Origin of the sequence: Borreliella americana (genome assembly GCF_021043605.1) — a bacterium.
In the GTDB taxonomy this organism is placed as follows: Bacteria; Spirochaetota; Spirochaetia; order Borreliales; family Borreliaceae; genus Borreliella; species Borreliella americana.
Window position 1 is genome coordinate 16,817 of sequence record NZ_JAJNFB010000007.1, and the last position, 13,318, is coordinate 30,134.

General features: G+C 28.8%; 9 protein-coding genes. 6 read left to right on the forward strand and 3 right to left on the reverse strand.

The features are described from left to right. Nucleotides 1-142 precede the first annotated feature (142 nt). Nucleotides 143-2,350 carry a methyl-accepting chemotaxis protein gene (locus tag LRB30_RS02915; protein WP_231013693.1) on the forward strand — a complete coding sequence of 736 codons (2,208 nt, stop codon included), beginning with the start codon at nucleotides 143-145 and terminating at the stop codon, nucleotides 2,348-2,350. A gap of 9 nt (nucleotides 2,351-2,359) precedes the next feature. Here the strand turns inward: LRB30_RS02915 and murB are convergent, their stop codons facing one another. Next, a complete protein-coding gene (gene murB / locus LRB30_RS02920) occupies nucleotides 2,360-3,268 on the reverse strand; it encodes a UDP-N-acetylmuramate dehydrogenase (protein WP_231013695.1) in 909 nt (302 codons plus the stop codon). A gap of 51 nt (nucleotides 3,269-3,319) precedes the next feature. On the opposite strand from murB, the gene LRB30_RS02925 reads away from it, so the two are divergent. From LRB30_RS02925 to LRB30_RS02940, 4 genes are read left to right on the forward strand one after another with little or no spacing between them, the layout of a single operon-like run. Continuing rightward, nucleotides 3,320-4,762 (forward strand): cysteine--tRNA ligase, encoded by a 1,443-nt coding sequence (locus tag LRB30_RS02925; RefSeq protein ID WP_231013696.1) that lies wholly within the window; start codon nucleotides 3,320-3,322, stop codon nucleotides 4,760-4,762. Nucleotides 4,763-4,765: 3 nt separating this feature from the next. Then, complete coding sequence (locus LRB30_RS02930; protein ID WP_231013697.1) at nucleotides 4,766-6,322, forward strand: IPT/TIG domain-containing protein; 1,557 nt, start codon at nucleotides 4,766-4,768, stop codon at nucleotides 6,320-6,322. Continuing rightward, complete coding sequence (glyA, locus tag LRB30_RS02935) at nucleotides 6,322-7,575, forward strand: serine hydroxymethyltransferase (protein ID WP_231013698.1); 1,254 nt, start codon at nucleotides 6,322-6,324, stop codon at nucleotides 7,573-7,575. The genes LRB30_RS02930 and glyA overlap by 1 nt, the downstream gene beginning before the upstream one ends. A gap of 25 nt (nucleotides 7,576-7,600) precedes the next feature. Next, nucleotides 7,601-8,353, forward strand: a complete 753-nt coding sequence (locus LRB30_RS02940) for a J domain-containing protein (protein ID WP_231013699.1) — start codon at nucleotides 7,601-7,603, stop codon at nucleotides 8,351-8,353. A 58-nt stretch (nucleotides 8,354-8,411) separates the two neighbouring features. Here the strand turns inward: LRB30_RS02940 and LRB30_RS02945 are convergent, their stop codons facing one another. Both LRB30_RS02945 and LRB30_RS02950 read right to left on the reverse strand, forming a co-directional pair. After that, the gene (locus LRB30_RS02945; RefSeq protein WP_231019076.1) at nucleotides 8,412-10,271 is read right to left on the reverse strand and encodes an integrin-binding adhesin P66; all 1,860 of its coding nucleotides are present in this window, start codon (nucleotides 10,269-10,271) and stop codon (nucleotides 8,412-8,414) included. A 250-nt stretch (nucleotides 10,272-10,521) separates the two neighbouring features. Then, nucleotides 10,522-12,027: an L-lactate permease gene (locus tag LRB30_RS02950; protein ID WP_231013701.1), complete on the reverse strand. Its 1,506-nt coding sequence runs from the start codon at nucleotides 12,025-12,027 to the stop codon at nucleotides 10,522-10,524. Nucleotides 12,028-12,096: 69 nt separating this feature from the next. On the opposite strand from LRB30_RS02950, the gene LRB30_RS02955 reads away from it, so the two are divergent. Continuing rightward, nucleotides 12,097-13,314 carry a D-alanyl-D-alanine carboxypeptidase family protein gene (locus LRB30_RS02955; RefSeq protein WP_231019085.1) on the forward strand — a complete coding sequence of 406 codons (1,218 nt, stop codon included), beginning with the start codon at nucleotides 12,097-12,099 and terminating at the stop codon, nucleotides 13,312-13,314. The last annotated feature ends 4 nt before the right edge of the window (nucleotides 13,315-13,318 follow it).

Consider the following 13,318-nt stretch of genomic DNA (forward strand, 5'->3'; position numbering starts at 1 on the left):
TTTGAAGGATTTAATCTTTAAGATTCGGAAAGAAATGTTTAATTTGCCAATTGTTATTAGTAATTATTTGTATATGATTTATGAAGGTGAAAGTTTTGTTTTAAGATTTTAATCATGCTAATGTTATGTTTGGAGAGCTTTTATGACAGATGAGAATTTAATCGATGTTAATCTGAAAAATACTAAACGATTTCTTTATCTAGTTTTATTTGGATTCCTTTTTTTAAATTTTTTATTCATAGGCTATGCTTATATGAATCATAAAAATGAATATTTGGATCGCTTTAAATTCGATTCTAAGTTGTTTTTAAACAGTGTTTCTGCTGTAATTAAAGCCAAATATTCGGAATCCTCTAGGTTTCTTGAGGAGCTTATAAAAGATAGTTATAGGTTTGGGATATTGGTGAATTCTTCAAAAAGCTTTCTTTTGTCTTCAAGTTTAAAGTTGGGTGATAATTTAGATGAAAACAGCGATTTGTTTTTAAAGTCAAGAGAATTTAGTTCCATAGATAAAATTTTTAAGACTATTCCTTTAGCAAACGATTCACTTGAAGGTATATTTTATATTCCTATAGGAAAAAATGTTTTAATATCAAATTCAAATTTTTCATCTTTAGGCTTAAAAGATATTAGATTGGATCCAATTTATTCTGTTCCTGTAGAAAAAAATTCTAAGTATTATTCAAGATATATGCAAATAGATGGGAAAATTTATTCTGTGGTAAGTTTCCCGGTTAGAGATTCTGTTGCAACATTGGGCGTGATAGGGATTTTATTATGCTTTGATGAGTCGTTAGATATTATTGAAAATCAATTGTATTCTTCTCTTAAATTTGGCAGTAAGAATTATAATTTTTTTATGCTTGACAGGAATTATATGCCCATTTTTTTAAATTTTAATAATCTTCAGGCCAAACCTTTTTCTACGGCTTATGGTGAGAATTTTTTAAGTAAAGTTATAGCTTATGTTAAAGAAGATTCTTCTGGTTCTCAGTATACTTTTAATTATGGAAGAGATTTTTATTCTTTGAACTTTGTGAAAACCGATGATTTTTTGACTCAAGGGCTTATTTTAAATGTTAATTCTATTTCTATTATGTTTAAATCGAATTGGGTTATATTTTTTATGCTTTTATTATTATCTTTTTCAATTATGTTTTATTTGTGCAATACTTTTGTTTTTTCATTAATTAATGATTTTAACAGGATTGTTGCTTATCAAAAATCAAAAAGCGATCCTTTTAGTCTTGAACCTCCCTTAAAGGTTAAGTATTCCTCGTCTATTATTTCTTATATTAGTTTAAAGCTAGATAATCTGTCTTCTAAGAGTAATGAATCTTTTGAAAAAATAAAATTTTATTCTGAAGATTTGAATGAATATTTGGAACAAATAGAAACTGCTGTATCAAATACTGAGAGTATGGATTCTAGCATTTTAGTTTACGAACAGCTAGGAGATACTTTTTCTAGATTTGAAAAATCAATTGCTGATATTTTAAAAGGCTTTGAATCTATTGCTGATCCGATCAATGACCACAATAAGTACATATCAGAAATCTCTTCAAATTTTGAAGAGAATGTTAGTTTTTTCTATAGTATAGATAAAAATTTGGAAATTTTTAATAAGGTTGCTACAATAAATTCTGCTGATATTGAAAATATTAAAAGTAAGGTTTTTGATTTAAATATTGTTTTTGAAAATGTGAATAAAAATTTTGCAGATCTTTTGTCTCAAACAAATAGTTTACAAAGTGTAAATAAGCTTTTAGTTTCAATTTCAGCTCAGACCAATATGCTTGCTATGAATGCAGCAATTGAAGCAGCAAAAGCAGGTGATGCAGGCAAAAGTTTTGCAGTTGTTGCTGAGGAGATTAGAAAGCTTGCTATTAATTCTGGAAAATATTCTAAAACCATTAAAGATGAACTTAAAACTGTCGACAGTATTATTGCAGTAATTAATTCAGAGATTGATACAATTTATAAAAATTTCATAGACATTCAAGATAATGTGGACAACAATTTTTCAAGACATGAGAAAGTAGATCTTACTCTTGCTAAGCACTTTAAAGAAATTGGTGAGTTTAAAGAAAGGTATTTGTCTCACGATACTAAGATCAGAGATGCTAAGAATATGTATAAAGAAATATTTAATAACCACTATTTTATTAGCAGCAAGTTTAACAACTTTAGCCAAGATTTAAAAGAGTTTAAAGTTTCTAAGATGAATTTAGATGCGGTAAGTTCTCTTCAAGAATATTCATCTTTAGTGAAATCCTCTAAGGATAAGATATTAAAGACAAAGGAATTGATTCAAAAGATTAATGATGAGATTAAAGATATTCTTTTTTAGTTTTTTTGATTATTTGAATCCTATGTAAAGAACTTCTTCTTCAAGCAAAAACCCAGTTTTTAAGTAGACTTCAGCTTTTACTTTTTCAATTAAGCTTTTTATGTCGTTGGAAGTGGCATTTTTAATATTAATGATAAAGTTTCCATGATATTTAGCTACTGTAGCTCCTCCAATGCTTAATCCTTTGAGCTTGCACTCTTCAATTATTTGTCCACTAGGTTTGAGAAATGCTTTGTTGTTTTTAAAAGTGCTTCCACTACTTGGAAATAAATAGTGCCCCCTATTTATTCTTGCTTGTTTATTTTTATTCATTTTTTCTTCAATAATTTTCTTATTGTCTTTTTTTAAATTCAATTCAATTTTTAATATAAAAAAGTTTTTATTTTGAAAAGGTGATATTTTATATTTAAAGTCTTCTTTTTTAAATTCTTTGCAAATAGTTTTTCCTTTATCATTTATAAATGTAATTTTTTTTAGTATCTCAGAGATTTCATTTCCAAAGCATCTGGCATTCATCCATACAGCGCCCCCTAGTGTTCCGGGTAGTCCATAGATAAATTCTAGGCCACTTAAGCTGTTATCAAGCGCAATTTTACATAAATTCTCAAAATTCGCACCACATTCGCCAATGATTTTATTTTTGCGAATTTCTATTTTGTTTAGATATCCAGTGTATATTATTGGAAAATCAAGCTCTTTATCGTCATTGACTAAAATATTTGATCCTCCCCCAAGAATAAATAGTTTTATTTTTTCTTCTATTGCTACTTTGAAAATATTTTCGGCTTCCTTAATATTTTTAGGAGTAAGAAATAATTTCGAAATGTTTCCAATTTTATATGTTGTATAGTCAGCTAGATTTTTTGTTTGAGGCTTAATATTGATTTTTTTAAGAAAATTATTTAGGCTTTTAGGCATACGTACTTAATAATAAATGAGATTTTTTATTTTTTCAATTTTGAGAAATGTATGATTTTAAAGTTATATAATACTAGAACAAAGGATTTTTCAGAATTAACAAATTTTGAAAATGTAAAAGTGTATGCTTGCGGGCCTACTGTTTATAATTATGCGCACATCGGAAATTTTAGAACCTATATTTTTGGAGATTTATTAATTAAAACTTTAAGGTTTTTAGGGTATAAAGTTAATTATGCGATGAATATTACAGATATTGGACATTTAACAGGTGATATTGACGATGGAGAAGATAAAGTTGCCAAGACTGCAAGAGAGAAGGGCCTTACAGCTTATGAGATTAGTGAATTTTTTACAGAAGCTTTTTTTAATGATTGTAGAAAATTAAACATTGTATATCCCGATAAAGTTCTTGTTGCAAGTAAACATATTCCCATCATGATAGCGGTTGTTAAAATTCTTGAAGAAAAAAAAAATACTTATTTTTCTAATGGTAATGTATATTTTGATACTTCTTGTTTTAAAAGCTATGGTGAGATGGCCGGCATTGATCTTATTGATAAAAATATGACCTTGCCCAGAGTTGATGTTGATAAATTTAAAAGAAATAAAACTGATTTTGTTTTGTGGTTTACTAATTCTAAGTTTAAAGATCAGGAGATGAAATGGGATTCTCCTTGGGGATTTGGTTATCCAAGTTGGCATTTGGAGTGCGCTGCTATGAATTTGGAGTATTTCAAAGATACGCTTGATATTCATTTGGGAGGAGTTGATCATATTGGAGTTCACCATATAAATGAAATAGCAATAGCAGAGTGTTTTTTGAATAAGAAATGGTGTGATATCTTTGTTCATGGAGAATTTTTGATTATGGATTACAATAAAATGTCAAAGTCAAGTGGAAATTTTATTACAATTAAAGATTTGGAAGATCAAAATTTTTCCCCTCTTGATTTTAGATATTTATGTTTGACATCACACTACAGAAATCAATTAAAATTTTCATTGGATAATCTTCAAGCAAGTAAAATTGCTAGAGAAAATTTGATAAACAAACTAAGTTTTTTTTATGAATCTTTAGATCCAGTTGATTTAAATATACTTAATAAGGATTTAAAAAATTTTGGTTTTAGTGCAGAAAAAGAATATTATGACTCTTTTGTAGAAAAAGTTTCTTTTGATTTAAATGTTTCTCAAGGATTGGCTTTGTTTTGGGAGATGATTAAATCTGAAAATTTAGGCTTTGTTTCGAAGCTTAGATTAGCTTTTATTTTTGATGAGATTATGTCACTTAATCTAAGAGAAGAAATTTTGAAAAATTTAGAAAACCATGATGTAGTTATTGATGAGAATATGAGGGCTTTGATTGAAGAGAGAAGAATGGCTAAATATGAAAAAAATTTTAAGCGTGCTGATGAAATTAGAGACCTTTTTGCCAAAAAAGGTTTTGTTTTGGTTGATACTAAGGAAGGAACTAAGGTTAAAAGAGGCTAATATTTGGCTATTTTTTTAAAAAACAAATATTTTTATTTAAGCTTAATTTTTATTATTTTTTTAGTTTTATTTGTTTTTTCTGGATTTTTATTTTATTCAAAGCCAATTATTTATGATATATCTCCAATTCCCACTTCGCACAAGGATATTATTGTTATTAAGGGGAATAATTTAGGCCACAGTACAGGAGAGATTAATATCAACAATAATTATTTGGTTAAAAGTAGCATTATTAGCTGGAATAATACGGAAATAGTTTTTAAAATTACAGACGAAGTGAATTCTGGACTTATTTTTGTAAAAGGTGAAAGGGGTATTAGCAATGAGCTTTTTCTTGTCATTAGTAGGCAAGTTCCCGTTAAGCTTAATAGGAAAAATGTACCTTTTATTTTTTCAGAGGATAAAATAACTTTAAATACAAATTCTTCAACCTTATTGCAGGGTATGAATTTGTTTTCATATTTTAGTACTATTAAAATTTTTCTTGAAACCAAGGATAAACTTTATACAATTTTACCTCAAAATATTTTAAATGTTTCTGAGAATAGCTTGGAATTTATTTCTCCTAAAACTCTAAATTCTAGTGGGAAACTTTATGTTTTATTGGACAATATTCAAAGCAATAAAGTTTCGTTTTCTGTTAAAGATAATTTTTTTAAGTGGACTTTGAATGATTCAAAAGAGTTTACAATAATTGAAGAGATTTATTTTAATCAAAATATTAGTAGTAATTTTGATTCAAACCCCGAAGATATTAATTTTAATATCTTCTATTTAAAACCAATTGAGAATGAGCGTCAAAAAATTACAGATCTCAGTAATGAGCATCTTGATTTTAATATTGATAATTTATTTTTTGAAAATCTTAAGACAAATAAATTTGTTTTTAAGACTAAGGTAAAAACTTATAAACTTAATTTGGAATTTTTAGATGCGAAATATTTAGAAAGTATTGAGATTAATAGAGATATTAATAAACAAGAGTACAAAAAGTATGTTCAAGACAAAAAAAAAGATTATTTATGTTACAGCTCTGTTGATTTAATGTCGTTAGATTCTCTAATTTTATCCAAAACCGCTGGCAGTAATTCAGTTTATAAGTTGGCTAAAGCAATTATTGATGTTTTGACTTCAAATTTTAAAATTATTGAGAATAATTTAAGTTTAAAGGATTCTATTAAAGAAAAAAAAATTTCATATAGCAATTTAATAGTTCTTACGAATTTATTATTTTTAAAGTACGAGATTCCACTGAGAAATATAGTCGGGCTTTATTATGATTCTAATTCTCTTAAATTAAAAGAGCATTTTTGGTTTGAATTTTTTTTATCTGAGGTTGGTTTTATATATTTTGATATAATAAATGCAGTATTATTTAAAGATAGCTCTAAGTATTTTTTGAATATGTCTGATAACTATATTCAATATGGATGCAAAGAGGATTATGATAAAAATGAATTTTTTGACGGATATTTAGATTCTAGGTTTTTAAAGTATAAAAGCTTGACAAACGGATCGTATTCTTTAATGCATAGGTTTGTTTTGGAGGATAATTTTTAATGAGAGATGATCAAATATTTAATTTAATTGAGAAAGAAAAATTAAGAGAAAGAGAACATATTGAGCTTATTGCTTCTGAAAATTTTACATCTTTAGAGATAAGGCAGGCTGTTGGTAGTATTTTAACCAATAAGTATGCCGAAGGCTATCCTTTGAATCGATATTATGGCGGGTGTTCTTTTATTGACGAGATTGAAACTTTGGCAATTTCAAGAGCAAAAGAGCTTTTTGGTGCAAAGTATGCCAATGTTCAACCGCATAGCGGATCTCAGGCCAATATGGCGGCCATAATGGCTCTTATTGGTCCAGGTGACAGGATTCTTGGTATGCAATTATCCCATGGAGGACATTTAACTCATGGCAGCAGGGTAAATTTTTCTGGTATATTTTTTAACACCTATTTTTATGGTGTTTCTAGGGATTCTGAGCTAATTGATTATGATGAAGTTCTTAAAATAGCTAGAGATTGTAGGCCGAATTTAATAATAGCTGGAGCTTCTTCTTATTCAAGAGAAATTGATTTTAAAAAATTTAGAGAAATAGCAGATGATGTTTCTGCTTATCTTTTGTGTGATATTGCACATATTGCAGGCCTTATTGTTGCTGGTTTTCATAATTCTTCAATTGATGTGGCGCATCTTACTACAAGTACTACGCATAAAACGTTAAGAGGACCAAGAGGCGGAATAATACTTTCTGGAAAGGATTTTGATAAATTAGTAAACTTTAATGGAAAAGAGAAACCCTTATTTAGTGCTGTAAATTCTAAAGTTTTTCCTGGAACTCAAGGGGGTCCTTTGGTTCATGTTATTGCGGGTAAGGCTATTGCGTTCAAAGAGGCTCTTCAGGAAAATTTTAAAGAATACATTGCTAACGTAATAAAAAATACTAAAGTTATGGCTGAATATTTTAAATCAGAAGGATTTCGTATTGTTAGTGGTGGCACAGACAATCATTTGTTTTTGGTTGATCTTAGTAGTTCGGATCTTACTGGTGCTGATGCTGAGAAATTACTTGAGAGTGTAAATATTACTTTAAATAAAAATGCTATTCCTTTTGATAAAAAAAGCCCTTCTTTGGCTTCTGGTATTAGAATTGGGGGTGCTGCTATTACTTCTAGAGGCCTAAATGAAAGCGATTCTTTAAATGTTGCTAAATTTATTGTTAGAGCCTTAAAGGCAAAGTCAGATATTGAATTAAAACAAATAAAAAAGGAAGTTGTAAGATTTATTAAAGATTTTGACATACCTTGATTACGTTGGAGGTTATGATCAATAAATGCCAAGTCCAATTAGAGTGTTTTTTTTAGTGTTGTTGTTTATTTTTATTTTTAATCCCGTTTTAATAGCGATGCTTTTTATTTTATTTCCTTTTGTGTTGATATTATTTAGTTTTTTAGGTTTTTTTAGAATATACTTTACAAGAGATTACTCATATTCTAGATCTAGAGAGTTTGAATTTTATAAACTTTCTTTTTTATTAATGGCCAAATTGCTATCTATTTTGGGAACTGTAACTGGAGAGCAACTAAATTATGTCAATTTTATTATCAATTCTTTAAATTTATCTGAACGTGGTAAATCAGAATTGTATACTATCTTTCATTCTGCTATTACTAAAAATAATAATGCTGATAAAATTTTATATACTCTTAAGCTTGGTTATTTTCAGCATAAAGATCTTTTTATATGGCTTTTTGCTTCCCTTAAAGAGATTAATAGGCTTTCTAGGTATAAAAATTTAGAAGCTGAAAAATTTATTTCTTATGTTGGTGTTTTTTTAGAGCTTGAATCTGATGGTTATGAAGCCTATAAAGATATTAATATTAAAATTGTAAATCCCTATAGTGTTTTGGGGTTAACATATAGTGCTAGTGATGATGAGATTAAAAAGGCATATAAAAGCCTTGTTATAAAATATCATCCTGATAAGTTTGCAAATGATCCTGTAAGGCAAAAAGATGCAAATGATAAATTTATAAAAATTCAAGATGCTTATGAAAAAATTTGCAGGGAAAGAAATATAAGGTAATCAATTAATCAATTGTTTTTAAAGATAGAAAAGAAGGGCTTTAGCCCTTCTTTTGCTGTTAGCTTCCGCTGTAGGCTATTTTGAATTGCAAGAAAGCACTTCCAATGGCAGCATTATTTGTGTTTTTATTAGCAAGTTCTATGATGTTATTTGAATCCCATCCAAGAGAAATTGTTGTAAATCTTATTAGTTTTTCAAGGCTAAGTCCTGTTTTTAAATAAATTTTTGTAGCATCGCTTGAGAGTTTATTAAGAGGCCCTAAAATGTATGCCCCAATATATGGTACTACATGTGCTTCTGTTGAAATGGATGTTATTGGAATTGCATAATCAAGATATACAGCCAAGCCGAGTTTCATTGCATCTTCAAATGTCAGATCGGGGGTTGTAGTCTTTGTGCCTGCTGAACTTTTTCCAGTTTGATTTTTTTCATCGGCGCTTGGAGCTACTGTGGGATAGTTTTCTACAGATTTTTGTCTTAAAATATCGTAAAGTCCGATAGATGTTATCCATCCTAGTCCATTTATAATTCCCTTTTTGTTGTCTTCATAGCTTGAAATTTCAACATTTAAGCTTTGAAATGTATTCTCAGATATGGTTTTTAATCTTTTGTTGGTGTCTTTAGATCTGTAAAGGTTTTGTCCATAGCTTATTCCTAATGCAACTCCAGATTTTTTGTCTTGTTCTCCAAATAGTTTTGTACTGTAGGAATCAGATCCTTTAACTGCCCAGGATTCTTTTTCGCCAGTATCTTTATTCCAAGCAAATCCTATGCTTGCTCCTGTTGAAAATGCAATACCCAATTCTGTATTTTTACTAAAATTAAGAGCATTGCCTTTTGGATCAAATATATTTTCAGTTTTTTTATTAGGATCTGAGGATGTTTCTTTTTTAAAATTCGCTGCTTTTGAGATGTGTCCAAATACAGAAAAATCGCTTGCAAAAGGATCTATTCCAAAATCAGTTCCCATTTGTAAAATAAGATAAGTATTTTTATCGTTGATTTTTGTTAATCCAAGTTTATATTGAGCTCCAAAAGATGCTAAAATTGCAGAATTTGATAAAGTTGGACTTAATAAATCGTTACCAATTACGGATTTATCTTTTAAAGAGTATGTTATTGATGACTTATTGAATGTTTCATTTCCATAGGCTCCTGATAAGCCAAAATTTAATTCCAAAGGTGTTTCTGCAATTACAGATTTAGTATCTTCATTTTGATCAAGTAGATTTTTTATTGGCTTCCATGTTGCTTGAATTCCATAAAGGATTCCCTGATATGTTTTATTGTATGGAGTGTCTTTGTCATTTTCTTGATTTCTGTTACCAGTGCCTGTTCCTCCTATTGCAAATGTAAGGTCGAGTTTTGGAAGCTTGTATCCCAGTTGAATTGTTCCTATGTTTTTAGAAGTACCTCTTGCAAGAATTGTCCCCCTTACTATTCTATCATTACTTGGGAATCCATAGTAAGTGCTTTTAAATCCAGTCATAGGTGCAAAACTAAATAAAGACTCTTTATTAAAGTCAAAATCTGTCATAGTACTTATTTTAATAAAAAAATCGTACATATTGATTTGTGCTGTAATGTCTCCTACGTCAATTTTAAATTGATCACCCTTTTTGCCATCCGCTTTTAATGCAAGATCATCTACCTTAATGTAAGCTGAGAATGGATCGTCTTTGCCTAATTCGGGATTAGCTTCAAATGGTTTAAGCTTAATAATAATTTTGCTTTTGTTTTCAAACCCAGGGACAAGCTCGTCCATATCTAATCTGAATTCACTTGTATTTTCAAATCCGAATGTCGGCATCCATGGGTTTATTTTAAATATATCTTTTTCTTTTAATGCGTCTGCTGCAAATATTGCTGCAGATGTGGTTAAAAATATAATTAATTTATATAAAATTTGGTTTTTCATAATTATACCTTCCTGTTGTAATTAGAAATTTTTTTATTAGTTCCAGTTATTAATTAAACGTATTAATAAATATATTATAGATATGCTATTATGTATAATATATTAAACATATATATAACATCTATATAATATTAAAATATTAGTTAAAAATTCAAGGCCATATTATTATTTTGTTATTTTTATATTATTCAAATTTATAAATAAGATTAATTTTAGTATAAATTAATCTTATTTATTTTAAATGATTAATTTATACTAAATAAACTAGCAATCCTGTTATTAAAATGTAGCATAAAGCATAAATTATTGTTTTTGATAAAAGCTTGCCTTCTTGTCCAATTAATCCGGCAGTTGTTGTTGCTATTGTGATGTTTTGGGGAGAAATCATTTTTCCTCCAGTTGCTCCTGTTGTATTTGCTGCTGCAAGCCAGTAAGGATTTGTTCCAATATTTTCTGCCATTTGTGTTTGTAGAGGGCCAAAAAGAACATTTGAAACTGTATCGCTCCCTGTTAAAAATGTTCCAATAGCTCCAATTAGTGGGCTAAATAATGGTCCAAATTTTCCTGTTATCATTGAGATTCCATTAGCAAGATCTCTTATCATTCCGCTATGTGTCATTAATCTTGATATTGCAACGATGCATATGATTATGAATGAAGATAATGCCATTTTTTTCAAAGTTAGTGTAAATATTTTTAGCTGTTTTAACATTGGAACCCCTCGTATTGAATAGGATATTATTGTTGCAAGTATAATCAAGAAGCCTGGAGAGACAATCCATTTAAAGTGTAGGGGATTTGCCTCTGGATAAATACTAACAGTGCTTTGAAAAGTTTTTAGGTATTCGTGAATTCTGTCAAAAAGAGGAGATACAAGCACTATAAATGTTACTATTAAAATGTAGGGCGAGCAGGCAATAATACCTTTTGATAAGGATATTGTGTTTTTGCTTTGGTGCTCAGCAGCTTCTTTTTTTTCTCCAAAAAACTTTGCATAAACTATTGTTATTGTCATAGAAAGAATGCTTCCAAGGATTGCAGGAAGTTCTGGTCCCAAAGTTTTTGATATAAATAATTGTGATATTACCATTGACATTCCTGAGAGTAGGGTAAGAAGGAATACTCCCTTTAATCCTTTAATGCCTCCTTCTGTAAGAATTACCAGTACAAAAGGTATTGTTAGGGTTGGAAGTATTAGTTGGAATGCAATCTCAGATGAAACAATATTAACATCCAAGTTGGTTGCTTGAGCTAAAGATATTATAGGAATTCCTACAGATCCATAGGCGGTTGATGAGGTATTCATTATTAAGCAGATTAAGCAGGCAAAAAATGGTTCAAATCCCATTGCTATTAATATTGATACAGGGATTGCAACAGCAGTTCCATATCCAGCAACACCTTCTAAAAAATTTCCAAATCCCCATGCTACTAGCAAGACTATAATTCTTCTATCAGAAGATACGTTTGATAAAATATTTTTAATAGTTTCTATATCTTTTTGATCTTCTGACATTTTGTATGTAAATATGGCAGCAATAATTACAGTTGCTATTGGCCATACTCCCATTAGGGCGCCTTCAAGCATTGCAAGACTTGTGTTTACTATTCCCAAGTTTTTATAAAATATAACTATAGCAACGGTTGCTATTAATGATATGGGTATTACATAGTAAGCTGGCTTTTTTATTATGCCAAGACCAATAATTATTAGGACTATTGGTACCAAAGCTGTTACAAAATCATAAGAATTCATAAAAATGGCTCCTTTTAAATTGTATTGTAATTAACAATCGATAAATAATATATAATTTAATATTACAACATGAATAGTATCTATGTTATTGGGAAATTGTTATTAATTTTATTTTTCTTTTTTCCCCCGCTTTGTGATGATCTTTTTGCAGTTAATTTAGATGAGATTAATAAATTATCAAGGTATGCAAAATCAATAGTTTTAATGGATTTTGATACTAGGCGAATACTTTATTCTAAGAGGCCCAATTTAATTTTTCCTCCAGCATCGCTTACAAAGATTGTTACAATTTATACAGCTTTAATTGAAGCTGAAAAGCGAAACATAAAATTAAAAAGCATAGTTCCTATTAGCGATTCTGCTTCATATTATAATGCACCCCCCAATTCTTCTTTAATGTTTTTAGAAAAAGGTCAAATTGTTAATTTTGAAGAGATTTTAAAGGGACTTTCGGTTTCTTCGGGCAATGATGCTTCTATTGCAATTGCTGAGTTTGTAGTAGGCAATTTAAATAGCTTTGTTAATTTAATGAATATTAATGTTTTAAATTTAGGACTTTTTAATATGCATTTTGTTGAACCTTCTGGATATAGTGGTGAAAATAAGATTACAGCACTAGATATGGCTTTTTTTGTAAAATCTTATGTAGAAAAATTTAAATTTATGCTTAATATTCATTCTTTAAAGTATTTTGTTTATCCAAAGCATAAAAATTTAGGAACTGCTTTGTCATCAAGATTTTTAAACTTAAAACAAAGAAATGCTAATTTATTAATACATGAATATCCTTATTCAGATGGTATTAAAACGGGATATATTAAGGAATCAGGCTTGAATCTTGTTGCCACTGCTAAAAAGGGCGATAGAAGATTGATAGCAGTTGTATTGGGGGTTGAAAAAGGAATTAATGGATTTGGAGAGAAAATGAGAGCTTCGATTGCAAAAAATTTATTTGAATATGGATTTAATGAATATTCTAAATTTCCTTTAATAGTAAAATTAAAAGAAAAAGTCTATAATGGTACGGTGGATACAGTTGCTCTTTTTTCTAAAGAGCCTTTTTATTATGTTTTAACTAAAGATGAATTTGATAAAATTAATATAAGCTATACTGTTGATAAGTTGGTTGCTCCACTTAGTGGAGATGTGCCTGTTGGGAGGGCTATGATTTTTTTAGAAAATGAAAAGGTAGGTGATGTTGATTTGTTTAGTGAGAAGGTAAATAAATTAAGGTTTTGGCAAAGCCTTTATAAGAGTTTTATAAATTTTTTTTCAAGAGAGTATTAATTTT

What these genes read in the sequence shown, in the direction of transcription:
- LRB30_RS02915 (WP_231013693.1), top strand. Translation starts at nt 143, where the DNA reads ATGACAGATGAGAATTTAATCGATGTTAATCTGAAAAATACTAAACGA.
- murB (WP_231013695.1), bottom strand. Translation starts at nt 3,268, where the DNA reads ATGCCTAAAAGCCTAAATAATTTTCTTAAAAAAATCAATATTAAGCCT.
- LRB30_RS02925 (WP_231013696.1), top strand. Translation starts at nt 3,320, where the DNA reads ATGATTTTAAAGTTATATAATACTAGAACAAAGGATTTTTCAGAATTA.
- glyA (WP_231013698.1), top strand. Translation starts at nt 6,322, where the DNA reads ATGAGAGATGATCAAATATTTAATTTAATTGAGAAAGAAAAATTAAGA.
- LRB30_RS02940 (WP_231013699.1), top strand. Translation starts at nt 7,601, where the DNA reads ATGCCAAGTCCAATTAGAGTGTTTTTTTTAGTGTTGTTGTTTATTTTT.
- LRB30_RS02945 (WP_231019076.1), bottom strand. Translation starts at nt 10,271, where the DNA reads ATGAAAAACCAAATTTTATATAAATTAATTATATTTTTAACCACATCT.
- LRB30_RS02950 (WP_231013701.1), bottom strand. Translation starts at nt 12,027, where the DNA reads ATGAATTCTTATGATTTTGTAACAGCTTTGGTACCAATAGTCCTAATA.
- LRB30_RS02955 (WP_231019085.1), top strand. Translation starts at nt 12,097, where the DNA reads ATGAATAGTATCTATGTTATTGGGAAATTGTTATTAATTTTATTTTTC.